This window comes from Haloactinopolyspora alba, from assembly GCF_003014555.1.
In the GTDB taxonomy this organism is placed as follows: Bacteria; Actinomycetota; Actinomycetes; order Jiangellales; family Jiangellaceae; genus Haloactinopolyspora; species Haloactinopolyspora alba.
Genome location: NZ_PYGE01000002.1, coordinates 256,632 through 283,055, shown reverse-complemented (window position 1 = coordinate 283,055; position 26,424 = coordinate 256,632). Strand labels below are relative to the sequence as shown.

Below are 26,424 nucleotides of genomic sequence, written 5' to 3'. Positions count from 1 at the left end.
GCCACGCGATCGACGTATCATGTGGGGGTGTCCGTCCCCGCCACCTCCGTGCCGCCGAACAGCCTCGGCGGTGACCTCGGCTGGACGCTCGGCGTGCTCTTCCGCGCCTACCTCAAAGCGGCGGACGCGGTGACGGCCGAGCTTCCCGGTGGACCGCGCGGACGGCAGATTCTCACCTGCGCGGTCCGCGACGAACCGCGCAGCCAGTCCGCACTGGCGCAGCTGCTCGGTGTCGACCGGACCGTCATGACCTACCTGCTCGACGACCTCGTCGACGCCGGGCTCGTCGAACGCCGCCCCGACCCGTCCGACCGGCGCAGCCGGCTGATCGTCGCCACCGAGCACGGTCGCGCCGTCCTGGACAACCTCGACCACCGACTCGGACAGGTCGAGGAGCACCTGCTCGGCGGGCTCGACGACGACGAACGCGACCGGTTGCGCACGCTGCTGCAGCACGTCGCGACGTCCATCAACGCCGCAGACCCGGTCTCGGACACCTGCGAGGTCGTCCAGGACATCGGCGTCACGTCGGCACGGAAGCACCCGTACTGACCGGAGGCGCCACCAGCAGGGTCGACGCCGCCACCAGAGCCGTGCCCAGCAACGCCACGGACACTCCGTACCGCTCGGCGACGCCGCCCACCACAGCCGGCCCCAGGACGGTACCGACGCCCAGGAAGAACACCGTCGCACTGAACCCCGTGGTCGGCCGTTCGGGAAAGACCCGGTAGCTCCACACCGCGAGCAGCGCGGAGCCGGCCATGAACGCCGGGCCGTACACGACGGCAGACACCCCGACGGCGACCGGCACGTGGGCCAGCACGCCGAGCAGAGCGACCGCCACCGCCAACGCCGCGAACAGCGCCCGGTGCGCCCAGCGCAGCCCGAACCGGACGAACACCGCGCCCGTGGCCACGCCGGCGGTGCCGGCGACGCCCATCAGCGTCCAGAAAACCGCCCGGACCACGCCGCCCGTGCCCGCGCCCGCGGTCACCGCCTCCACGGCCAGCAGCCAGTACACGGCACCGACCACCCCGTAGGACACCGCGGTGACGTACAGCGGCATCGCCGCTCGCCGGACGAACCACCGCAACGGCGGGCCCACGGATGAGCCACCTGTGCGCTGCGGCGGGCCAGCAGGCAGGACGCGCGCGTTGAGCACGGTCGCCACGGCGGATCCGGCGGCGAAGACCAGCCACGCGTACCTCCAGGCCGAGCCGTGCGCGACCATCGCGACCGGACCGGCGACCGCGACGCCGAAGGCGGTGCCGCTCGGGATCAGGGCCAACACTCGCGCCCGCGCGTCCGCCGGGACCATCCGGTCGACGGCATCGGAGTACGGCGCCCAGATCCACCCCGGACTCGTTCCCGCCATGACGAGCCCGACGGTGAGAACCCCGACGCCGGGCGCCAACCCCACCAGGGCGGTCCCCACAGCAGCGGACGATCCGCCGATGACGACGAGGACGCGTGGCCCCACCCGGGAGGACAACAGGCCGACGAGCACCAGGGCACCCAGGTAGCCGACGTAGCTCGCACTGCCCACCAGCCCGACGAGCGAGACGGACATGCCGAACTCGTCGCGGATCTCCGGCAGGAACAGCCCGTAGCCGTACCGGGCGAACCCGAACGAGACGCCGACGCCGGCCAGTCCGGCGAGCCCGAGCCGCCAGGCCGGCGAGCGACGGTGCGGGTGATCAGGTGGACGGAGCGCGCTGCGGCCGGACGTGACGGGCATGCGATCCATGCTGGTCAGCCGGGCACATCCAGCACTAGTGGCGTGAATGACGCTGGCCGATAAGATTACGCCATGACGGCGCCCGCCCGACCACACCATGTCGCCGTGCTGGCCTACGAGGGCATGTCCGCGTTCGAGCTCGGCATCGTCACCGAGGTCTTCGGCGTCACCTGGCCCGACACACCGTCCTACCGGCTGACCGTGTGCGCGGAGGGCGACGGCACCGTCGACGTGGTCGGCGGCGCCAGTCTGCGCACGCCGCACACGCTGGACACGCTGGCCGCGGCCGACACGGTGATCGTGCCGAGCGTCTCCGACGTGCACGCCGAGGCCACCGCCGAGCTCGCCGGCGCGCTCCGGCAGGCGCACGCCCGCAGCGCCAGGATCGTCTCCATCTGCACTGGCGCGTTCGCGCTCGCGTCGTCAGGGCTGCTGGACGGCCGCCCGGCCACGACGCACTGGCTCTACACCGACCTGCTCGCGCGTCGGTTCCCGCACGTCGAGGTCGACCCGACACCGCTGTACGTCGACGACGGCGACATCCTCACCAGCGCCGGCAGCGCGGCCGGCCTCGACCTGTGCCTGCACCTCGTCCGGCAGGATTTCGGCGCCACGGCCGCCAACGCGATGGCGCGCCGGCTGGTCGCCGCGCCGCACCGCGAGGGCGGGCAGGCCCAGTACATCGAGTCGCCGGTCCGTCCCGATCCGGAGGACGACCGGATCACCGCGAGCATGTCGTGGGCGGTCGACCACCTGCCCGAACCGATCACCGTCGACACGCTGGCCCGGCACGCCCGCATGTCGACACGCACGTATCTGCGGCACTTCACCCGTGCCACCGGGACCAGCCCGATCAAGTGGTTGATCGGGCGCCGGATCCAGGCGAGCCTGCCGCTCCTGGAACGCACCGACACCCCCGTCGAGCGGGTCGCCGAGACCGTCGGCTTCGACACGGCGGTGACGTTCCGGCACCACTTCACCCGGGCGATGCGCACGTCGCCGTCGTCCTACCGGCGGGCGTTCCGCACGGGAAGAACCTGAACCGCCGGACCCGCCGGCCCGGCTCAGTGTTCGGCGACTCCCCCGAGCACCGGCTTGACGTCGACGATCGGCGTTCCGTCCAGCGCCTCGAGGTTCCGAACACGCACGTCCGTGCCGTCGACGGACACGATCGTGACCCGATGCAGACCCACCGGATTCGGCCGGTCCGGCGAACGGGTACTGAACACCCCCGTCTCGGGCCTGCTGACGTCCCCTCGGGGATGCACCGCCAAGACGTCACGGCGCGCCCGATCGAACCAGGTCAGCACGATGACGTCGGCGTCCACCTCGAGGTCGGCCAGCGCACGGCGCATGCCCGGTTCGAAGACCAGCCATGCTTCCGGAGCACCTTCGTCGCCCTGTTTCGGGGCGTGCCCGCGTTCGATCAACGGGGAGCGCACGTGCCCGACCGGGCGGATGACGGGCGGCTCGACGGTCATGGGCGCACTCCCGGCGACGGAATCGATGAGGTCCCGTCACAGTATGTCGAGACGACGCGCACGGCTCCGACGTACCGTCAGCAAGCGCGGTCGGCTCGCCGGCGAGGCGAATCCGGTCGCGACGGGACAACTTTCTCAGGGAGGCCACTCATGTTGGCAACCAGCAAGGCGTTCAGCGGATTCTCCGTCGACGACTCGCAGCGTGCGCGCGAGTTCTACCAGCAGACGCTCGGGCTGGACGTCTATCCCATCGTCGACGACGACATGCCCGCCGAGTACGGGCTCCTCGGCGTCAAGATCGCCGGGAGCCGCGACATCTTCGTCTACCCGAAGGCCGACCACACCCCGGCGTCGTTCACGATCCTCAACTTTCCGGTCGACGACATCGAGGCGGCGGTGGCCGAGCTCAAGCGCCGCGGCGTCGAGTTCCTGCACTACCGCGGCACCGCGATGGAGACGGACGAGAACGGCATCTTCCGCGGCGGCGGCCCGTTGATCGCCTGGTTCACCGACCCGGCCGGCAACGTGCTGTCCGTGATCGAGCAACACTGACGGGGAGGCGACACGTGAAGTACATGCTGCTGATCTACGGCAACGAGTCGACCTGGGAGACGCTGTACGAGCGGATCGACGAGGTCATGGGCCGCCACCGGGAACTGTCCGCCGAGCTCACCGCGTCGGGCGAGTTCGTCGACAGCCAGGGGTTGACCACTCGGGACGCACGGACCGTACGGGTCCGTGGCGACGTCACGGACGTGACCGACGGCCCGTTCGTGGAGGCGAAAGAGGTGCTCGCCGGGTACTACCTCGTCGACTGCGCCGATGCCGAACGGGCCGCCGACATCGCGGCCCGGCTACCGGAAGCGGCCTACGACCTGGTCGAGGTCCGGCGGGTCATGCATCCCGACGAGTTCGGCGCCTGAGCCTCGCGGCGTTCGGCACCCGAGGGGCCGGTGGTCGAGCACGCCGTCACGTCAGCGTCACGTCAGCCGCAGTTCGACCACCGGCACGCCGCCGGATGCGCCCGCCACGTCGGCCGCCTGCTCGACGACCGGCTCGAGAACGCGCCACGTACGCGGATGCGCCGCCGCGTACGTGGCGAACACGCCGCGGGCCTCCTGCACGTCGAGCTGACGCGCCCACGCCGGCCGGCGATGATGCCGGCCCACGGAGATCCGCACGCGTGGCTCGGCGAGCACGTTGCGGAACCACTGCGACGACGGCCCCAACCCGGACACCACGACGTAGCTGCCCGCCTCCGGCCGCGCGGCCACTTCGAGCACCACGTACCTGGCCAGACCGCTGCGTCGTCCCACGTGCTCGAGCAGCAGCAGCCTCGAACCGAACAGGAAGCCCAGCCGGGCCCGGTAGATCCAGATCGGCGCCCGCATCAGCCATCGAGTCCGCAGCACCCGTCCGGCCCACGAGTCACGTCTCGTCACGGACGCCAGGCTACGGGGTACCGCTGGCGGTGCGAGCGCCGATCCCGCCCGCTGCCGGTCAGCCGCCCAGCAGCGGGCGGACCTCCATTGCCCAGTAACGTGCGTCGGGCCATCGGGCCGCGATCTCGGTGGCCCGCTCGGTGGTCTCGCAGTCGACGATCAGGTAACCGGCGAGGTGCTCCTTCGACTCCAGGTACGGCCCGTCGGTCACGGCCGCGACACCGTCACGCACCCGTACGGTCCTGGACTGGCCGATGTCGGCCAGCGCCTCGCCACCGACCCACTCGCCCGAGGCCGTCAGCTCGTTCATGATCGGATCGACCTGGGCCATGAGCCGCTGACGCTCCTCGTCGGACAGAGCGTCCCACGTCTCGGGGTTCTGGTAGATCATCAACAGATACTTCATCGGTCATGCTCCTGATGAGCCTCCGGCACGCCCACTGCGCGCCTCTCGGGAGGAACGTCGGAACCGACCGTACCGCCTCGACATCGGCGCTCCGGGCGGTGCCGTCTCGCTGCGACGCGCACGGATCGAGGGCCCAGCCGGAGTCGGCTGGGCCCTCGATCCGGCGGCAACTCACCGACCCCCGTGCGGTGAGCGTCGCCGGTCCCTGGGAGCGCTACGGCCTCATCGAGTAATCACCGAATCCGGGTCAGTGCCACGCGCGCGAGTCGTGTTCTTCAGCCATCCGAACGGCCAGCCTCTGCGCGATCTGGTGGTGCGCCGCCGCCTGTGCCTACCCTTCATCGGTTCCTCCCTTGTGGGGTTGGAAGATTCCCGAGAAGCCGCGAGCACAGCCGCTCAGGAACCAGTGTGATGCTGGCTGTCCCGAGCGGGACTCCAGTATTGAGTTGTGCCTTCACTATGACAGCTGAAGTGACACTCCATCAAGGGTTCGTCACGCTGCGTGCGCATGACGCAGACCTGGTCGAACATCGGATTGCGGTTGTCGAACGCGCCGTACCGGCGGGGCGGCACAGCGCCGTTCCCCGTCAGCATCAACGTCGTCGACTGGATCATGACCAACAAATTACTGTGCGTCACGAGCAAATTCAAGACTGGTGAAGAATGTTCTGCTCGATTAGTGTGATCATCACCGCGTCAGTCGAGCGACGGCCCACGCGACCACAGGGAGTGAGCAGCCGATGTCTCCCATCGAACTATTCCGGACCGCCTTGGCCGTCATGTTCTCCACCGCCGCCGTTTACTCGCTCGCACGGCTCGCCTCGACGGCCGTCTCTCGCCGTCTCCGCGAACAGGCCGGCACTGCCCCCGGGGCGCTGACGTCCGACACCATGCACGCACTCACCGGCGTGAGCCTCGCGGCCCTCGTATCACCGCACGTCCCCGTCGACGGGCCCGTGTACGCGGCGCTCGGAATCGTCGCGTTCGCACTCGTCGCCGCCAGGTTCACCGGCGCGATCCGTCAGCACGGCGCCACCAGCTGCGCCGCCGACGACGGCCGCGGCCGGCACGGCGGATACCACCTGCATCACCTGGTCGCGTGCGCAGCCATGATCTACCTGTGGACCGGAACGCAACTGGCCACCGGCGACGTCGTCGGCTCGACGCCGTTCGCCGCCGGCGCGGGCGGCCTCGGCGCGCCCCGGGACGCCTCGCTCGCCGGCCTCAACCTGCTGTTCGGGCTGTACTTCCTGGTCGCCGCGACGTCCCTCGGCTTCCGGGTCGCCGAACCCATGATCCGCATCACCCACCGGGTCGCCGTTCCCGCGGGCAGCCTCACCGACACGGCAGCACGCGCGACGCCCACCCGCACCACCCGCGCCGAGCGGCTCACCTCCCCCGCCGGCCGCTGCGCCAGCGAGGTCACGATGAGCGCCGGCGCAGCGTTCGTGTTCCTCAGCGCGCTCTGAGCGCCCCGTTCCGCGGTCCGCACGCCCTGCGGCACGTTTTGCGGCGCGGGACCGGCGGTGGGCCCATCCGGTGATCATCGACGATTCACGCCGTCATGGTGTGGCACATCGTTGATGATCACGGCGAACAGCGCCTGCGCGGACACCGGCACGAGAGAAAAATTCCGACATAGGTGTACAACACTCAATGGATGACTGTAAGTTGATCTAACTCATGACAGACCGGACGAGGAGGAAAGGCATGAGGAAGGTCGCCGTACAGTCCCTACTGACCGGCCTGGTCCTGGCCATGGGAGCCACAGCGGCCCCGGCGCTCGCGACGGCCGACGGGACGACCACGACGTCGGGCTCCGTCGTCAGCCACCAGCTGCCCACTCTGGAAGCGCAGGACGCCACGCAAGGCTGGACCGCCGAACGGATGGAAGCCGCCATCCCCGCGGACGTGCGCCGCACACCGCACGGCCGAGCCGCACCCGCGCCGCACGGTGCCGACGTCGCCCCCGCCGCCGACCCGGAGAGTCCACGCCCCGAGCTCGGCAAGGTCTTCTTCACGCTCGGGGGCGTTGACTACGTCTGCTCCGGAACCGCCACCACCAGCCAGAACCGCGACGTGGTGACCACCGCCGGGCACTGCGTGCACGAAGGTGACGGCGGCGCCTTCGCCTCCAGCTTCACCTTCGTGCCCGCCTATGACGACGGCGCGGCGCCCCACGGCCAGTGGTCGGCGTCCACGCTCTACACCTCCAGCGGCTGGGCGAACAGCGGCGACTTCGCCGTGGACGTCGGCTTCGCGGTGCTGAACGAGAACGCCTCCGGACAGAGCCTCACCGACGTCGTCGGCTCGTACCCGATCGCGTTCGACCAGCCGCGCGGGCTGACCTACACCTCGTACGGCTACCCGGCGGGGAGCCCGTTCGACGGGCAGCAGTTGTACTCCTGCTCGGGTGCGGCGCACGATGATCCGTACGGTGCGGGCACTCAGGGCATTCCCTGCAACATGACCGGCGGCTCCTCCGGCGGCGGCTGGATCACCGGCGGCAGTCTCAACTCCGTGAACAGCTACAAGTACACCAACGATCCGAACACCATGTACGGGCCGTACTTCGGCTCCACCGCTCGGGCCGTCTACGACGCAGCCGCGACCAGCTGAGCGCTCCAAGCACCGTCAGGTCCGCTGCCGATCAGGTGACAAACACGCGCTCTCCGAGGTTCCGGCGTCACCTGATCATCTTCTGCCCGGATGGTGAGACGCGATCAGGTGACGGAACGCCTGCCATGCGCGCTGTTTCGTCACCTGATCGCGCTCGCGAAAGAATCAGGTGACGAAACGGCGATCAGGTGACGAACCGGCGCCGACGAGGCCGGCGCGCTGACGTCAGGCGGAGACGAGGACCGAGCGCAGCTCGGGCAGGGCCTCGAGCTCGCGGTCCAGGATGCGCTCGGCCGTGTTCACCGAGTCCACCAGCGGGTGCACGGCCAGCGCCTTGACCGCCGACCTCCGCGAACCCGACAAGGCAGCCTCGATGGCCGTCCGTTCGGCGGCTTTGACGCTCGTGACCAGTGACGTGGCCGGGGCGTCCAGTGCCCCGGAGGCGATCGGATGCGCCCCGTTGCGGCCCACCAGGCACGGAACCTCGACCACCGCGTCGGCGTCCAGCCCGGACAGCGCCGACCGGTTGCGGACGTTCAACACGAGCGTCGCCCGCTCGTCGGCGGCAATGGCGCGCATCAGCGCCAGTGCCACCCGGTCGTAGCCGCCGCCGTCGAGGTCCAGCGCGTCGCGGTCGCCGACACCGGCGGCCTCGCGACTCTCGGCCATGTAGGTGGCCTCGCGCTCGCGGCGGACGTCGTCCCACCGGGCCGCGGCGCCCGGCTGGTCGGCCTCGCGGTAGAACTCGTCCTGCTGCGCCAAAAGGAACTCGCCGCGCGTGGCCTGGGCGTCGTTGATGGAGGTCACCGCGTCGCGGGTGAAGTAGTAGTAGTACAGGTACTCGTTCGGGATCGCGCCCAGCGTGCGCAACCAGGACGCGCCGAACAGCTTGCCCTCCTCGAACGACGCCAGCGCGTCGTCGTCGGCCAGCAACGCGGGCAGCACGTCCCTGCCGTCGACGAGCACGCGGCGCAACCACCCCAGGTGGTTGAGCCCGGCGTAGTCGAACCACGCCTGCTCGGTGTCGACGTCCAGCGCCCGCGCCACCCGGCGGAACAGGCCCACCGGCGAGTCGCAGATGCCGATGACGCGGTCGCCGAGCACGGCGCTCATGGCCTCGGTGACCATGCCGGCCGGGTTGGTGAAGTTGATGACCCACGCATCCGGCGCCTCCCGGCGGATCGTCTCCGCGATGTGCATGGCCACGGGTACGGTCCGCATGCCGTACAGCATGCCGCCGGCACCGGTCGTCTCCTGACCGAGCACGCCCTCGGCCAGCGCGGACCGCTCGTCGCACGAACGCCCGTGCAGGCCTCCGACCCGGATGGCCGAGAACACGAAGTCGGCGCCGCGCACCGCGGTGGCGAGATCGCTCTCGACCACCAGCTCCGGCCCGCGCCCCTGCGAGCGTTCGTCGAGCACCGCCTTGACGGAGCGCACCCGCACCGGGTCGGTGTCGTGCAGCACGATCGTCTCGACGCCGGAGTCGTCACCGGCCAGTGCGGCGTGCACCAGCGGCACCCGGAACCCGCCGCCGCCGAGGATCGTCAGCCTCATACCACAACCACCTCTACACCGTTCTCCCGGAACGAATCGAGGGCGCCGTCGCCCTCGTCCACGTTGGTCACCACGACATCCAGGGCATCCGGCCCGCACACCGTCGCGAAGCCGTTGCCCGGGAACTTCTCCGCGTCGGCGAGCAGCACGACCCGGTCCGCCGACTCGATCATCGCCCGCCGCACCGGGACCTCCACCACGGTCGTGTCCATGACCGTGCCGTCACCACGCACGCCGCTGGTGCCGATGAACAGCGTGTCGGCGCGCAGCTGCCGCACCGCGTCCTCGGTGAGGAAACCCACCAGCGAGCGGTAGTTGCGCCGCACCACGCCGCCGAGCAGGATCAGCTCGATGTCCGGCTCGGACACCAGCTCCTCGTAGACGGCCATGTTGGCGGTCATCACGGTCACCTGCCGTCCGCGCAGATGCACGGCGAGGCGGTGCACGGTGGTCCCGATGTCCAGCAGCAGGACGTCGCCGTCGGAGATCATCTCCGCCGCGCGCTGACCGATGGCGTCCTTGGCCTCGTGCGCCTCCGTGGCCACGGCCGCGAACGACGGCTCGAGCGACGTGCTGGCGGCCGCGCCACCGCGGACCCGGTGCAGTAGCCCCTGATCCTCCAGCCAGGCGAGGTCGCGGCGCACGGTCGCCTGGCTGACCCCGAGCCGCTCGCCGAGGACGGTGACGGCGACCGGACCCTCGGCACGGAGGGTCTGCATGATGAGCTCATACCGGCGCTGTGCAAGCACGGCTGAACCATATCAGTCATCTTCGCTCAAACGAACAGCCTCAGTGCATCCAACTGCGCGGAACTGCGCGCACATCGTCCCTATTATCCAGTTTGATCTTCCGATTCAACTCAAGAGCGCTCAGTTCTTGTCATTCGCGTGCACTGGAATTAGGGTTCGAGCACAACCTGTCTGGAGGTCTCACGTGTCCAACGTCGCCCGCGACCCGCACCGTGCCTCGGCGCCGCGGCACGATCCGCTCGCGGACTCCCGCCCGGCCGACGCGCCGGACCTGGACGTCTTCCTGACCGGAACCGTCTTCTTCGACATCGTCTTCATCGGCCTCGACGACGCCCCCAAGCAGGGCACCGAGGTCTGGGCGTCCGGCATGGGCTCGAGCCCGGGAGGCGTCGCCAACCTCGCGGTCGCCTGCGCACGCCTCGGCATGCGCACCGGCCTCGCGGCGACGTTCGGTGAGGATCTCTACGGCGACTACTGCCGGCAGACGCTGGGCATCCAGGAGGGGGTCGACCTCACCCACTCGCGCTACGTCACCGGCTGGCACTCCCCCGTCACCGTCTCGATGGTCTACGAGCGCGACCGGGCGATGGTCACCCACGGCCACCAGCCGGAGGCACTGTCGCAGCTCGTGGCGCAGCCACCGCGCGCCCGCTCGTGCTTCGTCGACCTCGCCGCCGATCGGCAGGAGTGGGTCGAAGGCGTCGCGAGCAGTGGCGGGCTGGTCTTCGCCGACCTCGGGTGGGACCCGGAGGACCGCTGGGACATCGCGCGGCTGCGCGAGAGCCTGCAGGGCTGTCACGCGTTCTCGCCCAACGCCCTCGAGGCCATGAGCTACACCCGCACCGACACCCCGGAGGCGGCGCTCGAGGTGCTCGCCGACCTGGTGCCGCTCGCCGTGGTCACCAACGGTGGCGAGGGCGCCCTCGCCTTCGACAAGAGCTCCGGACGGCCGGTACACGCGCCGGCCGTCCCCGTCGACGCGCTCGACCCCACCGGGGCGGGCGACGTGTTCGTCGCCGGACTCATGGTCGGCACGCTCGCCGAGTGGCCGCTCGAGCACAGCCTGCGGCTGGCCAACCTCGGCGCGGCGCTGTCGGTCCGGCACTTCGGTGGCGCCCTGGCCTCACCCGGCTGGGGCGACATCGCACTGTGGTACCGCGACACCGGGTCGAAGGATCCCGGCCTCGCGGGCGAATACGAGTTCCTGGACACCGTCCTGCCGGACGACGCCGTCCCCGAGGTGTCCCGCGCGATCGCCACGCTGGGCTTCCGAGCCGGCCGGTGAGCGACCGGGCGTCACCGCCGAGGCACACGAAAGGTCGAGTCATGAAGCAGTTCAGAAAGCACGGCATGTGGGTCACCGCGGCCAGCTCCGCGGTCCTGCTGGTCGCGGCGTGCGCGCCGGGAGGCGGCGACGACAGCGGCGACGGCGGCGGCGGCGAGGGCAACGGGACGCAGGGCGCCTCCGACATCCAGACCGATCCGTCCCAGCTCGGCGACGTCACCCTCACCGTCTGGGACCAGGAGGTCCGCGGCGGGCAGGCCGAACAGATCAAGACGCTCAACGCCGCGTTCGAGAAGGCATACCCGAACATCACCATCGACCGGGTCTCGCGCTCCACCGAGGACCTGCGCACGACGCTGCGCCTCGCGCTCAGCGGCGAGGACGCCCCGGACGTTGTCCAGGCCAACAACGGCCGCCCCGAGATGGGCCAGTACGTCGGCTCCGACCTGCTGGTGCCCCTCGACGACTACGCCGAGGCGTACGGCTGGACCGACCGGTTCCCCGAGTCCGTCCGCGCGCTGGCCTCGTACAGCGAGGACGGCGCCGTCTTCGGCGAGGGCCAGCTCTACGGCCTGCCGCAGATGGGCGAGATCGTCGGGCTGTACTACAGCAAGAGCAAGCTCGACCAGCTGGGCATCGAGCCGCCTGAGACCACCGAGGACCTCGAGGCGGCGCTGGCGGCCGCCACCGACGCCGGCGAGACGCCGATCCAGTTCGGCAACTCCGAACCGTGGGCGGGCATCCACGAGTTCGGCTTCGTCCAGAACCAGTTCGTGGACGCCGAGACGATCCGTGACCTCGGCTTCGGTCGCCCCGGCTCGTCGTGGACCTCCGACGGGAACGTCCAGGCGGCCGAGACGATGGTGTCCTGGGTCGATCAGGGCTACTTCACCGACGGGTTCAACGGCATCGACTACAACACCGCGTGGCAGGACTTCGCGCAGGGCAACGGTGTGTTCTTCGTCGGGGGAACGTGGCTGGTCGCCGACCTGATGGAGGCGATGGGCGACGACGTCGGCTTCGTGCTGACCCCGGCGGGCGCCAGCGGCAAGCACCTCGTCACCGGCGGTACCAGCATCCCGTGGTCGATCCCCGCCAACAGCGACGCCCAGGACGCCGCGGCGGCCTACATCGACTTCATCACCAACGCCGACGCGATGACCACGGTGGCCGAGACCGGCAACCTCCCCGTCGTCGACGCCGGCCAGCAGGAGGCGACAGGACTGCAGGCGGACGTGTTCGAGGCGTGGGCCACCGCGGGTGAGGAGGACCTGCTGGTGCCGTACCTCGACTACGCCACCGAGACCTTCTACGACACCCTCACCGCCGCCGTGCAGAACCTGCTCAGCGGTCAGTCCTCGCCGCAGGCGTTCCTCGACACGCTCGAGACCGAGTACACCGCGGCCACCGGTAGCTGATGACGCCTGGCAACGACGACGCCCGGTCGCGCCAGGTGCGGCCGGGCCGATCGATGCCGGCCAGGGTGTGGTCGGGCGTTGGGAGGGCGACGAAGGAGCCCGACCGGGCGAGGACGGCATCGATCGGCGCGGCCTCTCGAGCTCACCGCGGCCGGCCAGGCGAACCGCGCCGGGTCGCCTACCTGTACATCCTCCCGGCGACCGCCGTCTTCGTACTGTTCGTCCTTTTCCCGCTGGTCCGCAGCGGCTGGTTCTCGCTGTACGACTGGGACGGCCTGGGCACGGGGGTCTGGGCCGGGCTGGCGAACTACGAGGCCGTGTTCACCGAGCCCGGCCTACGTGGCGCCTTCCTGCACGCGCTGGTCCTGATCGTGTTCTACGCGGTGATCCCGGTCGCGCTGGGCCTGCTGCTCGCCGCGACCATGACCAGGGCACGGATGTCCGGGCTCGGGTTCTTCCGGGTGGTGCTGTTCCTGCCGCAGGTCATCCCGATGGTGGTCGTGGCCGTGGCATGGCGCCAGATCTACGAGCCGCAGGGACCGCTGAACGACACGCTGCGCGCCGTCGGCCTGGACAGCCTGGCGCGGCCGTGGCTGGGCGACTACACCGCCGCGCTGCCGTCGGTCGGCCTCGTCGGCACCTGGATCGGCACCGGCCTGTGCCTGATCCTGTTCCTCGCCGGGATGGCGAAGATCCCGCGTGAGCTCTACGAGGCGGCCCGGCTGGACGGTGCGGGACGGCTGCGGGAGTTCTTCGCGATCACACTGCCGTCGGTGCGCGGGGAGCTGTCCGTCGCGCTCACGCTCACCGTGATCGCGGCGCTGAAGACGTTCGACCTGGTGTACGTCATGACCAGCGGTGGGCCCGGCAACCAGACCACGGTGCCGTCGTACGAGGTGTACAACAACGCCTTCCTCATCGGCCGCGTGGGCACCGCCGCCGCACTCGCGCTCGTGCTGACGGCGGTCGTGTTCCTGGTCACGCTCGTCATCAACCGGATCGGAGAGAAGGCGGACGAATGATCACGCGCTCCGAACGCACGCTGAACTACGCAGTGCTCGTGCTGTTCTCCGTCATCGCACTGTTCCCGGTGCTGCTCATCCTGTCCACCGCGCTGTCGCCGGACGAGATCGGCGCGGGCGGCTCGGCGCTTTCGCTGGAGTTCGGCAACTTCGCAGAGGCGTGGGAGCAGGGCAACTTCGGCTCGTACATGCGCACCAGCGTCATCGTCGCCGTGTCCGTCGTGACGCTGGCGACGCTGTTCTCCGTCATGGCCGGATACGCGTTCGGCACGATGCAGTTCCGCGGCTCCGAGGTGATCTTCTACCTCATCCTGCTGGGCATCATGGTCCCGGCCGAGGCGCTCGTGGTCGCGCTCTACTTCGACCTGCGCTCGGTCGGCCTGACGAACACGCTCGTCGCCATCGTGATGCCGCAGGTCGCGCAGTCGGTGGCGTTCGGAACGTTCTGGATGCGGGCGTACTTCCGGTCGAGCTCACGCGAGGTGGTGGAGGCGGCCCGGCTCGACGGGGCGGGCCACTGGCGCACGCTGTGGCGGGTGCTGGTGCCGATGGGCCGTCCGGCCATCACCACGATGATCGTGCTGATGTTCATGTGGACCTGGAACGAGTTCCTGATCCCGCTGGTCATGGCCACCGACGAGAGCCTGCGCACGGCGCCGCTGGGGCTCGCGTTCTTCCAGGGCCAGTACACCGCCGGCACCTCGCTGCTGGCCGCCGGGGCCGTGCTGGTCGCACTGCCGGTCGTGGTGGTCTATCTGTTCCTGCAGCGGCACTTCATACGGGGGATGGTCGAGGGCGTCGCGAAGTAGCGCCGCCCCCATCACGGCACCACCTACCGAGAGGAGTCACCATGCATATGGGACGACATGCTGCCGTCACGACGACGGCAGCGGTCCTCACAGCTTGCCTCCCCGCCTTCGCGGCCGCCGCCGGCCCGGGCACCGGCAACGCCGGCGACGGCAGCACGACCGGCGACGACGTCGACCTGGACGTGCTGTTCGTCGGCGCCCATCCGGACGACGAGGCATGGTCGCTGGCGGCGTTCGGCCAGTGGAACGAGTTCCACGACATGCAGGCGGGCGTCGTCACCGTCACCCGCGGTGAGGGCGGAGGCAACGCCGTCGGCATCGAGGAGGGACCGGCGCTCGGCATGATCCGCGAGGCCGAGGAGCGCCGGGCGGTCGCCAACGCCAACATCGACCACGTCTACAACCTGGACGAGGTGGACTTCTACTACAACGCGAGCGCGCCGCTCACCGCCGAGGCGTGGGGACACGAGGACACGCTGGAGCGCGTCGTGCGTGTCGTGCGGGCCACTCAGCCCGAGGTCGTCGTCACCATGAACCCGTCGCCGACGTCGGGCAACCACGGCCACCACCAGCAGGCCGCCCGGCTCGCGGTGGAGGCCTACGAGGCCGCCGCCGACCCCACGGCGTTCCCGCAGCAGATCTCCGCGGAGGGCCTGTCCACCTGGCGAGCCGGCCGCATCCTCCAGGGCGGCGGCAGCGGCGAGGGCGTCACCGGATCGGCCTGCGAGACGACGCCGTTCGACGCCGACGATCCGACGGACCGGGTGTTCGGTGTCTGGCAGGGCCGCACGTCGGACGAGGCCGGCGAGACCTGGGCCATGCGCGAGCGGCGCGCGACCTGGGAGTACGTCAGCCAGGGCTGGGGTGGGTTCCCACCGCCGCCGGACGATCCCGAACAGATCGGGTGTGACTGGTTCACGTTGATCGACAGCCGCACGCCGTACCCGGACCCGGCCGGCGGCCCGACCACCGCGCTGCAGGGTGCCGCCCTGCCGGCCGAAGGCGGCCTGCCGCTGGGCACCGAGCTCACCATCGACACCGGACGGTTCCTGGCGGTTCCCGGCGAGTCGTTCACCGCGACCGTGCGCATGCGCGCGGGCGACCGCCCGCTGACGCGGCCCGAGCTCGACGTCGCCGCGCCCGACGGCTGGACGGTCGAACGCGCCGACGAACTGCCGGCCGTGCTGACGCCAGGTCGCGACGTCACCGTCGACCTCACCGTCACCCCGCCGGCCGACGCGGAGGTGGGCCTGCGCTCCGCCCTGACGGCGACGCTGACCACCGCCCAGGGGACCGGCTCGAACGCGGCCGCGGTTGAGACCGCGCCGGAGGTCCGCGGCAGCCTGGCACAGCGGCCGGAGGCGGAGATCTTCGCCGACTGGACCGCGGCGCAGGACCTGCCGAAACTCGAGAGCCTGATCGCGCCGATCGCGTCGGTGGGCACCGGGCGCACCCAGCCCGTCTCGGTCGACGTCACCAACGAGGGCGAAACGCCCGCGTCCGGCACCGTCAGCCTGGAGCTCGCCGACGGATTCCGGGCGGAACCGGCCGAACTCTCCTTCGACGGCCTCGCCGCCGGCGAGACGACCACGGTGACGTTCGACGTGACCAACGTCGACACCTCGCTGCCGACGTCCAACCGCGCCGAGGGCGGCGGCTACCCGCTACGGGTGGTGACCGACTTCGGTTCCGGCACCGACGTCCAGGACGCGACGCTCGAGCTGGTGCCGACGACGGCGGTCCCGCACCTGGACTCCGCGCCCGCCGTCGACGGCGTGGCCGACCCGGCCGAGTACCCCGGCGAGGCGCTGGACACGTCGACCATGTGGGAGGGCGAGGACGTTCCGGCCGACGACGCGTCGGCGACCACACGCCTGGCGTCCACCGACGACGCGCTCTACGTGACCGTCGACGTCACCGACGACACGCTCGGCAACGTGCTGCCGCCGGAGGACTGCAAGCGGCACTGGCGCACCGACTCGGTGGAGATCACCGTCGACCCGCGTGGCACCTCGTCGAACACGTCCACCACGTTCAAGACCGGCATCTTCCCCACCACCGACGACCCGGCGAACGGCAACCCGCCGTGCTTCCAGCGCGACGCGGACAACAACCAGGGCCCGGGCGCCGAGACGGCTCCGGGCATGCAGGTCGCCTCGGTCGTCGACGACCCGTACGGCGGGTACACCGTGGAGGCGAAGATCCCGTTCGACGTGCTGCCGGACAACGTCGACCCCGCGCGGATGGGGCTGAACGTGCTGGTCTACGACTCCGACACGCAGGACAACACCGGCCAGACCCGGATCGGCTGGTCGACGTTCCGCGGGGTGCAGGCGGACCCGTTCCGCTGGGGGCTGGCGACGCTTCCGGGGCTGGACGACGCCGGGTCCGACCCGGTCGAACCGACGATGCCGGACACCGCCGCGCTGAGTGTCGACTCGCCGCAGAGCATCGCGCAGTCGGCCGTCGACGGCGTGGGCCTGGGCGGCGGGCCGGCGCTGCCGGAGCACACGGCACGCATCGACGCGGCCGAACTGGCCGACGGCACGGCTGAGGTGTCGTTGCGGTCCACCGTGTCGGGACGGGCCAACGTCTTCCTGTGGGACGGCGAGACCGTCGTCGGCCGGACGTCGGTGGACGTGCCGAAGGGGCGCAGCTCGGTCGAGGTGCCGCTCGACGCCGAGGGCGACGGGGCCGCGAAGCTGCGCACCCTCGTCGCCGTCATCACCGACGACGGCACCCTCGCCCTCTCCCACCCGGTCGAGTGAATGATCACGTCCCGCATGGAATTCCATGCGTCACCACCCCTGCAAGCCTCGTGATGCAGGAACGATCCTGGTGATGCGACGGCGCCGGGCCCGGTTCAGCCGGGCCCGGCGCTGTCATGCCCGCCACCGTCACCCCAAGCACCAAGCTTCCACACTGTCGTCAGGACGACACCGTGCTTCCTCGGTGTCGCGCCACCGGCATCGGCACGCGTGTCCGATCCGGGGCACTCCCGCCCTCACGTCTCATCGGCCGCCGGGTCGCGGAGCGACTTCTCCATGCCCAGTTCCGCACGTACGCCGTCGGGCATGAGCCGACGGACGCCCGTCCACCGGAATCCGTGCCGCTTGTACAGCGCGGACGCCGCATCGTTCCCCTCGGCCACCGTCAGTCGCAGCACCGCCGCTCCGACATCACGGGCCCAGCGCTCCACTGCCGTTACGAGCCGGTCGCCGACGCCACGGCCCCGGACCGCCGGGCTCACCCACATCGAAGTCAGCTCGGCCGCGCCACCGTCGCCGGCAGGCATGCCGCAGGCGCAGCCGACCGGAACATCGTCGAGCAGCGCCGCCACCGTGTACGAGCCCGGCACCGCGAGCCGGGCGCGCCATCGTTCCTCGTGGTCGCCCTCGCCCTGCCAGTCCACGAGGCGCGACCCGAAGGCGTACGGCGCATCGGCCAGGGCCGCCAGCCGCAGCTCACGCCAGGTGATCCAGTCGTCCGGGCTGAGCACTCGCAACTCGATCACGTCCGTGAGCCTGCCTCAGGGCACGGCGAAGAACCAGCACGCGCGCCCGCACCGACGGGGCGGCCTCATGATCTCCACGACCCGGTAGCCCACGGGGGCGAGACTGGATCCATGCACGAGGGCCACGGCGTGCATCACCGGGGAACTGTCCCTGCCGTGTGATACTCAGGACGTCATGGGCGAGTTCGAACGCGACGCGTCGGTGCCGCCGGACCGTTTCGGAGTATTCGCGCACCTCACCACCGAGGGCGCCGACACCTACCGGCGCATCATGGACGTCTTCGTGACGGCAAAAGAACGGTTCCAGGTCCATCTGCGCCCGGAGGACGTCTCGTCGGACCTCATGTTCGACGGCGGCCCCGCGATCGAGCCGGACGAGGTCGTCACCAAGCTCGAGAGCCTCGAAAGGTGGGGCAATCTCCGCTCCGACCCGGACACCAGCCGAGTCACCGCCGTCGAGGACTTCTATCGCAAGAAGCTGCTGTTCCAGCTGACTCAACCCGGTGAAGCGGCCGAGCGCGCACTTGCCGCCTACGACGAAGCGCTGGGGCGCCGCGGTGCCTTACAAGCAGTGGCCCTCTCGGACATCGAGCTCGGGTTGCGCGAGCTCATGGTCCTCGCCGACGCGCCCGACCCGGATCTCGGCAAGCTACGGAACACGCTGAACGGGCTGTCCTCCAGGTTCAGCGACCTGGCGGAGAACGCCAGCGCCTTCATGTCGTCGCTGCAACGCAGCATCGACTTGCAAGGAGCGAGCGAGGACGCGTTCATCGCCTACAAAGACAAGCTGATCGACTACATCAACCGATTCATCGGCGATCTGGTCACCGTCGGCGTGTCCATCGCGAGTCTGATCCGAGACGCGGAGGGCGAGCGCATCGACCATCTCCTCGGCCTGGTGGCCTCGGAAGAGGCCGCGGACGAAGCGCCCGATCCTGACGACCCGGATGCTGCCGTCGCCCGCAAGCAGGCCCATGAGCGTTGGCGGAACCGATGGTTCGGGCTGAGGTCGTGGTTCGTCTCGACCGAAGGCCGGGACAGCCAGGCCAAACTGCTACGCACCCGGGCGCTCGCGGCGATTCCGGCGCTGCTCGACGTCGTGCGCGAAGTCAATGACCGCCGGTCCGGGCGATCGGACCGGTCCACCGACTTCTTGACCTTGGCACGCTGGTTCGCATTGGCTCCCGACGACGCCGGCCGGCACAGGCTGTGGCACACCGCGTTCGGTCTCGGCTCCGCACGCCATCTCAGCGTCGACCCCGCGACCCTGCAACGGTGGGAGACCGATCCGACGAATGCCGGCGCCGCGTGGAGCGAACCCGAGCCGGTCAACGTCTCGCCACAGTTGCGCCGTACCGGCAGTTACGAACGCCGTGGAAAGCCGCACAACGTCACCGATCGACGAGAGTACAAGGCGATCCTGGCCGCACACGCGGCGACCGAAGCCGAGCAGACCGCCCGGGCTCGCGACGCGGTCGTCACCGATGGTCCGGTTCATCTTTCCGAGTTCGCCGAGCTCGACACGCACGCTTTCGGCCTGTTCCTGACCCTGCTCGGCGACGCGCTGGCTGCCCGCCGACCCGGTCATGACACGTCGGACGTGACGGTCGGCGACGGCAGCCTGCGTATCCGGCTACGCGCCGTCCCGTCACCTTCCGTCGTCGAGATCCGGTCCGAACGCGGTGTGCTTCGCGGCCCCGACCAGGTGGTCGAGATCATCGACACCGCCATCGACCAGCCTCGGCGGGCAGCGCCCGGACAGCGAGCGGCCGTATGAGCCAGCTCGAGGGACGTCAGAGGGCCGCGCGGATCCTGCTGCAGAAGCCGCTGCTACGCGCATCGGAACACGACGACTTCCGCACCGTACGACGTCATGTCACCGAGCTGCGCTCGTGGTTCGACCTGAACACCGGCTGGCGGCTGCACGCCGACTCCGAGGTCATCCGGTTGCACAAGCAGCCCGCATGGCCGGACGACGACACCCGTCCGGCGCGCGACCCACGCAACGGCTCGGCGTTCAGTCGCCGCCAGTACGTCCTGTTCTGTCTGGCGCTGGCAGCATTGGAACGTGCCGACGCGCAAATACCCCTCGGCCGGCTCGCCGAGCAGGTCGTGCTGCTGGCCGCAGCGCCACTGCTGGACGACGCCGACGTCGAGTTCAGCTTGACCGGGCGCGAGCAGAAGTCGGACCTCGTCGCCGTCGTCCATCTGTTGCTGCGCTGGGGCGTACTCGTCCGGGTGTCCGGCGACGAAGAAGACTACCTGCGCAACACCGGCGACGTCCTCTACGACGTGTCCCGGCGGGTACTGTCCCAGATCCTCGTCGCCACGCGGGGACCGTCGATGGTCTCGGCCGAGTCGCTCGACCAGCAGCTGCGTGCCCTGGGCTCGTCGGATCCGCTGGACGCGCTGGAGTCCGCCGAACTGCGCAACCGGCAGATCCGGCACCGGCTCACCCGCCGTCTGCTCGACGATGCGGTGCTCTATTTCGACGAGCTCAGCGAGGACGAGTCCGGGTACCTGAGCCGCCAACGCACCGCCATCGTGCGCCGCGTCGCCGAGCTCACCGGGCTGGCCGCCGAGGTTCGCGCAGAGGGCATCGCCATGGTCGACCCCGACGACAGTCTCACCGATGTGAAGATGCCGGACACCGGCACCGACGGGCACCTGACGTTGCTGCTCGCCGAAGCGCTCGCCGCACGGCCGGAGCACTGGCACACCCTCGACGAACTGCACGACCTGACGCGTACGCTGGCCGAGCGACACCGCTCCTACTGGCGCAAGAGCTCCCGTGACGCTGGTGCCGAGGTCACGCTGACGGCGGCGGCGCTGGACCGCCTGACGGCGTTGCGGCTGGCTGGACGGACCGACGACGGCGTTCGCGCGCTTCCCGCCTTGGCACGGTTCGCGGTGACGGATCCTGTCGTTCGTGGAGGTGGCGCATGAGTGACCTGCCGGTGCCCGATACCGCCCGGTGGCAGCCCCTGCGTATCGGCCTCATCGACCTGTTCTACTACGACGACGAGGAGTTCCCGTTCGTCGACGGCCGCCTGCTGCTGCGCGGCAACAACGGCACCGGCAAGTCGAAGGTCCTCGCACTGACACTGCCGTTCCTGCTCGACGGTGACCTGTCCGCCCGCCGGGTGGAACCCGATGCCGACCCGAACAAGCGGATGGAGTGGAACCTCCTGCTCGGGGGCGAGCACCCGCATCCGGAACGGCTCGGATACACCTGGATCGAGTTCGGGCGCCGAACCGACGACGGCGCACTCGAGTTCTGCACGCTCGGGGCCGGGTTGAAGGCCGCGAGCGGCCGCGGCATGGTCCGGCACTGGTTCTTCGTCACCGACCAGCGCGTCGGCGGCGATCTCCAGTTGCTCGACGCCTCTCGCACCGCGTTGAGCCGTGAGCGGCTGACCGAGGCGATCGGCGACCGCGGCCGAGTCTACGACCACAAGCGCGACTACCGTCGTGCCGTCGACGAGAGGCTCTTCGGGCTCGGCGAACGCCGCTACGACGCACTTGTCGACCTGCTGGTTCAACTGCGGCAGCCCCAGTTGTCGAAACGGCCGAACGAGCGCGCGCTGTCCGACGCGCTCACCGAGTCGCTGCCGCCGGTCCGCTCCGACCTGGTGGAGTACGTCGCGGAAGGCTTCCGCGGTCTCGACGACGAACGCGAGCAACTCGAGGAGCTGGCCGACACCGCGCGTGCGACCGAGAGTTTCCTCGAGCACTACCGCCGGTACGCGGAAGTGATCAGCAAGCGGCGCGCCGACGAGCCACGTCGCACCCAGTCGACGTTCGAGCACCTGGGCCGCGAACTGGTCCGGCTGCACGGTGAGGTCGACGCGGCACAGCAGGCCGTCACCGATGCCAGGACGGAGCTGAACTCGCTGCGCGAGCGGTCGGCAGTGTTGGAGGCGCAGTACGAGGCGCTGGTCGACGGCGAACACGCCGACGCCGAGGTTCAGCTCGAGTCCGCCGGCCGCGATGTCGCCGCCGCTGCCGAACGTGCCGAAGAGGCGGCCGGTCAGGCCGCGCGAGCAGCCGACGATCTGTCCCGTGCACAGGACTCGCTCGCCCACGCCCGAGACGTCGCCGACGAGGCCGCCACGGCCCGCGAGCAGGCGGCTTCCGAGGCCGGTAGTGCTGCGGCGTCGGCCGCGCTCGCTGCTTCGCATGGTGATGTAGCGACCGTCCTGGACGAATCGGCCAGCGACGCGCGGCAGTTGGCGGACGAGACACTGCAGCGCCGGCGGCGAGGGCTCGCGCGGGTCCGTGAGCTCATCTCGGTCGCCGAAGCGGCCGCACAGGCGCTCTCGGCGGCCCAACGCCAGCTCGACGACGCGACGTCGCACCTGGATCGCGCGTCGGCACGGCGGTCCCAGGCCGACGCGGCGCGGAACGATGCCGCGGAGTCGCTGGTCAACGAGACCGGCGCGTATCTGAATGCGCTGACCGAACTGCGTCTCGACGACATCGGCACCGTCGTCGACGAGTTGCGAGCTTGGGTGCTCACGCTGGAAGGGCACAGTCCGGTCGAGGTTGCCCTCGATGAGGCCGCTGAGCAGTCGCGCAGCGACCTGTCCGACGAGCGCGCCCGGGCGCGCTCACGAGCCGGGGACCTCACCGAACGTGCGGACGCCTTGGCGGACGAGATCGCCGCCCTGGACGAGGGCCGGGCCACCCCGCCGCCTGCGCGGCACACCCGGGTCGACGACATGCCCGGCCTCCCGCTGTGGCGAGCGGTCGATTTCGTCGACACCGATCCTGCGGTCCACGCGGGTCTGGAGGCCGCGCTCGAGGCGGCCGGGCTGCTGGACGCGCACATCCTGCCCGGCGGTGAGCTGCGTTCACCCGAAGACGGCGAAGCCCTGCTCACCCCGGCTGCGCAGAAATCCGCTCCGCTACCTCCCTCGTCGCCACGCACGCTGGCCGATCTACTCCGCCCCGAACTCCCGCCCGAGCAGACCGGCGTCGCCACGTCCGACGTGCTGACTGTGCTGCACAACATCGCTGTGGTCGATCCCGGCACCGGCGACACGGCGGCCGGCGACGTGCCAAGCTGGGTCTCCCCCGACGGGCGGTTCGGGCTCGGCGTCGTCACCGGTGCCTGGTCGAAGAACGACGCGTCGTACATCGGCGACGGCGCCCGGGAGGCGGCCCGGCAACGTCGTCTCGGCGAAGCGCGATCCGAACTCGACGACGTCCGAGCCGAGCAAGAGCACGTCACTCAGCTCATCGACCGCCTGGATCGACGCCTTCGTCAGGTTCGCGAGGAGCGTGCCCGGCTGCCGTCCGAACGTCCCGTCCGCGACGCCGACGCCGCCCTCGACGCCGCCGCTGCCGCTGTGCTCGACGCCACCGCTGTCCGGGACGAAGCGGCCACCGACGTCGAGCGCGCCCGGTCCCTGGCGGACACTCGTGCAGCGGAACTGACCGAAGCCGCCGCGGCGCTGCATCTGCCGACGTCGCTCGCGGAGCTCGACGCCATACGAGACGCCACCGACGCCTACGCGGAGGCGCTGCAGCACCTGTGGCATGCCGCCGACCTCGCGCGGCGAGAACAGCGCACGCTCGCTGCGGCTGAGCTCGACGCAGGCAACGCCGGCGAACGGCACACCGCGGCAGAGCACGCCCACCGGCGCCGCGGCGACGAACACGCGGCGGCGCGGACGCGCTTGGAGACGCTCGAGGCCACGGTCGGCGCGGAGGTACGGGAGTTCCAGCGTCGCCGCGCCGAGGTGAGCCAGGCACGCAAGAACACCGACGCCGCCATCGACACGACCCGGGACACGCTCGGCGAAGCACAGCAGGCTGAGGCGGTCGCACAGGAGCGCGAGCGTTCGGTCACCGCACAGCAGGAAGACGCTGCCACCGCGCGTGAGCACGCGATCGCTGCCCTGCGCCGCACGGTTGCCACCGGACTGGTCACCGTGGCCGTCCCGGACCTCGATATTCCCGACTCGGACGCCGAATGGAGCGTGTCCCAGGCGGTCGGCCTCGCGCGTTCGATCGACCAGGAGCTCGCTTCGACCAACGCCGACGACCAGGCTTGGGAACGCGTACAGACGAAGCTGAGTACGGAGTTCACGACCTTGCAGGCCGCGCTGAGCCGGCACGGGCACACAGCCGTCGGAGAACCGAGCGACGACGGCTACGTCGTGACCGTCGTCTTCGGCGGTAAGACCACGCCGGTCGCCGAACTCGCAGCGACCCTGCGCGAGGACATCGACGCCAGGGAACGCCTGCTCGGAGCGCGCGAGCGTGAGATCATCGAGAACCATCTGGTCACCGAGATCGGCGCGAACCTGGCCGATCTCGTCACCGAGGCCGAATCGCACCTGCGCGCGCTGAATGCCGAACTGTCCGAGCGGCCGACCTCCACCGGCATGCGGCTGCGGGTCGTATGGCAACCGCGTCGCGACGGGCCAGCTGGGCTCGCCGACGCGCGGCGGCGCCTGCTGCAGATGGCCGACGCGTGGAGCGACGAGGACCGTCAGGTCATCGGCGCGTTCCTGCAGAGCCGCATCGCCGACGTCCGCGAAACGGACGAGACCGGCACCTGGTACGAACACCTCGAGACCGCCCTCGACTACCGGGCCTGGCACCACTTCGTCGTGGAGCGTTACCAGAACGGGTCGTGGCGGCCCGCGACAGGCCCGGCCTCCGGCGGCGAACGCGTGCTGGCCGTCAGCCTGCCGCTGTTCGCGGCGGCGTCGTCGCACTACCGTTCCGCCGGCAAACCCCACGCGGCCCGCCTCGTCACGCTGGATGAGGCATTCGCCGGCGTCGACGACGACTCGCGTGCCAAGTCACTGGGGTTGCTGCATTCGTTCGACCTGGACGTGGTGATGACCAGCGAACGAGAGTGGGCCTGCTACCCGGAGGTCCCTGGGTTGTCGATTGCCCAGTTGTCCCGGGTCGAGGGTGTCCCGGCGGTGCTCGTGTCGCGGTGGGAGTGGGACGGACGTACCCGTAGCCAGATCGATTCCGCCGACGTCGAGCCGGCTGCGGCCGGCTTGTGGGATTGATGACCTCGGACGACGGCGACGAGGCCCGCCTGCGCCGCCTGCTGGACGTGCCGGAGACCGCGTGGATCGTCGCGCGAGTTCGCAAGCGCATGGAGCGTGGGAGGTCACTGTCCGGCACGGTCACACTCGCCGGGGCGACCGAATCTCAACGGGCCGCGGTAGGCCGATTGCTCGGCCGATCGGTACCGCGGGCCAGCTCGGTCTCGGTGTCGCTGGAACGTCTCGACGAGGTTCTGCGCACCTCGGGTGCCTGGCCCGACGGACTCGCGTCCGCCGTAGTCACATTGACCGGCCCCGTCGACGACCCTCAGCTGCGCCGTGCCGACGACGAGGCGTGGCGAGCCGCAACGGCCCAGCTGGACGACCTGGCCGCACGCCACCCGGAGCTGGCCGGCTGGATCGACGGTGTGCGGTCGCGCGGACGGCTACGACGTGCGGTGTCGTCAGCTACCGAGGCGATGCAGCTCGTCCAAGACATTCGTGCCGTCGTCGACGCGCTGCCGGCCGACGGGGAGTCGATCGCGGGCTTCTCCGCGCGTGTGCTCCACGATGCGCATGCCCTGGACGCCGATACGCCGCTCGGCACCATCGCCGCGTCGGCGGTCGAAGCGCTGGGAGGTCCGGGCGAGCTCCCGTACGGGTCGGCCGCGTGGCGCAGGTCCGCGTGGGCATCCGTGGGCGTACTCGTCGACGACCTGTCCTCCAACGTCCTCACGATCGGCTTGCCCGGTGGCACATCGACAGCGACCGCACGTGCACTCGCCGCGATGACCGCGGCCGGGCAGCCGGCGATCCTCACATTGCGGCAAGTGATCGCCGACGATCCGGGTGTGATCCCAGCGAAGGTCAGCGTATGCGAGAACCCGGCCGTCGTCTCGGCCGCCGCGGACCGCCTCGGCGCGGACGCCGCGCCGCTGGTCTGTGTGCGCGGCCAGCCCGGAGCCGCGGCAATCACGCTGCTGCTCCGGCTGCACGGTGGCGGATCGGCGGTGCGCTATCACGGCGACTTCGACTGGGGCGGCGTGAGCATCGCCCGGACGCTGGCGACTCGGGTCCGCTGGTATCCGTGGCGATTCAACGCGAACGATTACACCGACGCCGTCGCCCGCCACCCACGTCGCGATGCCCTACCCCACCTCGCCGACGACGAGCAGAGCACCCCGTGGGACCCGGAGCTCGCCGAAGCGATGCGCGTGCATCGAGTCCGCATCGAGGAAGAGCTCGTCCTCGACACGCTCCTCGACGACCTCGCCCTGAAATGATCACGTTCACCATGGAATTCCATGCGTCACCACCCCTGCAACCCTGGTGATGCGGGGACGATCCTGGTGACGCTTCGGCGCAACACCC

General features: G+C 70.3%; 23 protein-coding genes. 16 read left to right on the top strand and 7 right to left on the bottom strand.

Annotated features, from left to right (window positions below; all coding sequences use genetic code 11):
* Positions 1–27 precede the first annotated feature (27 nt).
* Positions 28–552, top strand: a complete 525-nt coding sequence (locus CLV30_RS03970) for a MarR family winged helix-turn-helix transcriptional regulator (protein ID WP_205740442.1) — start codon at positions 28–30, stop codon at positions 550–552.
* Here the strand turns inward: CLV30_RS03970 and CLV30_RS03965 are convergent.
* Positions 524–1,738 carry a YbfB/YjiJ family MFS transporter gene (locus CLV30_RS03965; protein ID WP_106535873.1) on the bottom strand — a complete coding sequence of 405 codons (1,215 nt, stop codon included), beginning with the start codon at positions 1,736–1,738 and terminating at the stop codon, positions 524–526. The two genes, CLV30_RS03970 and CLV30_RS03965, sit on opposite strands and share 29 nt — an antisense overlap.
* A gap of 72 nt (positions 1,739–1,810) precedes the next feature.
* Here CLV30_RS03965 and CLV30_RS03960 point away from each other — a divergent pair, with 72 nt between their 5' ends.
* Positions 1,811–2,779 (top strand): helix-turn-helix domain-containing protein, encoded by a 969-nt coding sequence (locus CLV30_RS03960; protein WP_106535872.1) that lies wholly within the window; start codon positions 1,811–1,813, stop codon positions 2,777–2,779.
* 23 nt (positions 2,780–2,802) lie between these two features.
* On the opposite strand, the gene tsaA is transcribed toward CLV30_RS03960, so the two are convergent.
* Positions 2,803–3,219 (bottom strand): tRNA (N6-threonylcarbamoyladenosine(37)-N6)-methyltransferase TrmO, encoded by a 417-nt coding sequence (gene tsaA, locus CLV30_RS03955; protein WP_106535871.1) that lies wholly within the window; start codon positions 3,217–3,219, stop codon positions 2,803–2,805.
* Between the two features lie 150 nt (positions 3,220–3,369).
* Here tsaA and CLV30_RS03950 point away from each other — a divergent pair, with 150 nt between their 5' ends.
* Together CLV30_RS03950 and CLV30_RS03945 are read left to right on the top strand one after the other, a co-directional pair.
* Positions 3,370–3,771, top strand: a complete 402-nt coding sequence (locus tag CLV30_RS03950; protein ID WP_106535870.1) for a VOC family protein — start codon at positions 3,370–3,372, stop codon at positions 3,769–3,771.
* Positions 3,772–3,794: 23 nt separating this feature from the next.
* Positions 3,795–4,142 carry a YciI family protein gene (locus CLV30_RS03945; protein WP_240723167.1) on the top strand — a complete coding sequence of 116 codons (348 nt, stop codon included), beginning with the start codon at positions 3,795–3,797 and terminating at the stop codon, positions 4,140–4,142.
* A gap of 57 nt (positions 4,143–4,199) precedes the next feature.
* Here CLV30_RS03945 and CLV30_RS03940 read toward each other — a convergent pair whose 3' ends face one another.
* Both CLV30_RS03940 and CLV30_RS03935 read right to left on the bottom strand, forming a co-directional pair.
* On the bottom strand, positions 4,200–4,661 hold the full coding sequence (locus tag CLV30_RS03940) for a nitroreductase family deazaflavin-dependent oxidoreductase (protein ID WP_205740443.1): 462 nt from the start codon (positions 4,659–4,661) through the stop codon (positions 4,200–4,202).
* 58 nt (positions 4,662–4,719) lie between these two features.
* The gene (locus CLV30_RS03935) at positions 4,720–5,067 is read right to left on the bottom strand and encodes a YciI family protein (RefSeq protein WP_106535868.1); all 348 of its coding nucleotides are present in this window, start codon (positions 5,065–5,067) and stop codon (positions 4,720–4,722) included.
* Between the two features lie 508 nt (positions 5,068–5,575).
* Between CLV30_RS03935 and CLV30_RS26230 the strand changes: the two genes are divergently transcribed.
* The 3 genes from CLV30_RS26230 (at position 5,576) to CLV30_RS03920 (ending at position 7,686) form a co-directional block, all read left to right on the top strand.
* A complete protein-coding gene (locus tag CLV30_RS26230; RefSeq protein WP_165358434.1) occupies positions 5,576–5,752 on the top strand; it encodes a hypothetical protein in 177 nt (58 codons plus the stop codon).
* A gap of 55 nt (positions 5,753–5,807) precedes the next feature.
* Complete coding sequence (locus CLV30_RS03925; protein ID WP_106535866.1) at positions 5,808–6,536, top strand: DUF5134 domain-containing protein; 729 nt, start codon at positions 5,808–5,810, stop codon at positions 6,534–6,536.
* 241 nt (positions 6,537–6,777) lie between these two features.
* Entirely contained in the window at positions 6,778–7,686 is a 909-nt protein-coding gene (locus CLV30_RS03920; protein WP_106535865.1) for a trypsin-like serine peptidase, read from the top strand.
* Between the two features lie 225 nt (positions 7,687–7,911).
* Here the strand turns inward: CLV30_RS03920 and CLV30_RS03915 are convergent, their stop codons facing one another.
* Positions 7,912–9,243, bottom strand: a complete 1,332-nt coding sequence (locus CLV30_RS03915) for a 6-phospho-beta-glucosidase (RefSeq protein WP_106535864.1) — start codon at positions 9,241–9,243, stop codon at positions 7,912–7,914.
* Entirely contained in the window at positions 9,240–9,992 is a 753-nt protein-coding gene (locus CLV30_RS03910; RefSeq protein ID WP_106535863.1) for a DeoR/GlpR family DNA-binding transcription regulator, read from the bottom strand. Before CLV30_RS03910 ends, CLV30_RS03915 begins: the two co-directional genes overlap by 4 nt.
* 184 nt (positions 9,993–10,176) lie before the next feature.
* Between CLV30_RS03910 and CLV30_RS03905 the strand changes: the two genes are divergently transcribed.
* The 5 genes from CLV30_RS03905 to CLV30_RS03885 are packed head-to-tail and all read left to right on the top strand — an operon-like array spanning position 10,177 to position 17,294.
* On the top strand, positions 10,177–11,277 hold the full coding sequence (locus CLV30_RS03905; RefSeq protein WP_205740445.1) for a carbohydrate kinase family protein: 1,101 nt from the start codon (positions 10,177–10,179) through the stop codon (positions 11,275–11,277).
* A 41-nt stretch (positions 11,278–11,318) separates the two neighbouring features.
* Positions 11,319–12,695 carry an extracellular solute-binding protein gene (locus tag CLV30_RS03900; RefSeq protein ID WP_205740446.1) on the top strand — a complete coding sequence of 459 codons (1,377 nt, stop codon included), beginning with the start codon at positions 11,319–11,321 and terminating at the stop codon, positions 12,693–12,695.
* On the top strand, positions 12,695–13,717 hold the full coding sequence (locus tag CLV30_RS03895) for a carbohydrate ABC transporter permease (RefSeq protein ID WP_205740447.1): 1,023 nt from the start codon (positions 12,695–12,697) through the stop codon (positions 13,715–13,717). Before CLV30_RS03900 ends, CLV30_RS03895 begins: the two co-directional genes overlap by 1 nt.
* Positions 13,714–14,526 (top strand): carbohydrate ABC transporter permease, encoded by an 813-nt coding sequence (locus CLV30_RS03890; protein ID WP_106535862.1) that lies wholly within the window; start codon positions 13,714–13,716, stop codon positions 14,524–14,526. Before CLV30_RS03895 ends, CLV30_RS03890 begins: the two co-directional genes overlap by 4 nt.
* Before the next feature lie 41 nt (positions 14,527–14,567).
* A complete protein-coding gene (locus CLV30_RS03885) occupies positions 14,568–17,294 on the top strand; it encodes a sugar-binding protein (RefSeq protein ID WP_106535861.1) in 2,727 nt (908 codons plus the stop codon).
* Between the two features lie 236 nt (positions 17,295–17,530).
* Here CLV30_RS03885 and CLV30_RS03880 read toward each other — a convergent pair whose 3' ends face one another.
* On the bottom strand, positions 17,531–18,040 hold the full coding sequence (locus CLV30_RS03880) for a GNAT family N-acetyltransferase (RefSeq protein ID WP_106535860.1): 510 nt from the start codon (positions 18,038–18,040) through the stop codon (positions 17,531–17,533).
* Positions 18,041–18,215: 175 nt separating this feature from the next.
* Here CLV30_RS03880 and CLV30_RS03875 point away from each other — a divergent pair, with 175 nt between their 5' ends.
* The 4 genes from CLV30_RS03875 to CLV30_RS03860 are packed head-to-tail and all read left to right on the top strand — an operon-like array spanning position 18,216 to position 26,336.
* Positions 18,216–19,817 (top strand): TIGR02677 family protein, encoded by a 1,602-nt coding sequence (locus CLV30_RS03875; protein WP_106535859.1) that lies wholly within the window; start codon positions 18,216–18,218, stop codon positions 19,815–19,817.
* Positions 19,814–20,986 carry a TIGR02678 family protein gene (locus CLV30_RS03870; protein WP_106535858.1) on the top strand — a complete coding sequence of 391 codons (1,173 nt, stop codon included), beginning with the start codon at positions 19,814–19,816 and terminating at the stop codon, positions 20,984–20,986. Before CLV30_RS03875 ends, CLV30_RS03870 begins: the two co-directional genes overlap by 4 nt.
* Positions 20,983–25,074 (top strand): TIGR02680 family protein, encoded by a 4,092-nt coding sequence (locus tag CLV30_RS03865; protein ID WP_106535857.1) that lies wholly within the window; start codon positions 20,983–20,985, stop codon positions 25,072–25,074. Before CLV30_RS03870 ends, CLV30_RS03865 begins: the two co-directional genes overlap by 4 nt.
* A complete protein-coding gene (locus CLV30_RS03860; protein WP_106535856.1) occupies positions 25,074–26,336 on the top strand; it encodes a TIGR02679 family protein in 1,263 nt (420 codons plus the stop codon). Before CLV30_RS03865 ends, CLV30_RS03860 begins: the two co-directional genes overlap by 1 nt.
* Positions 26,337–26,424 lie beyond the last annotated feature (88 nt).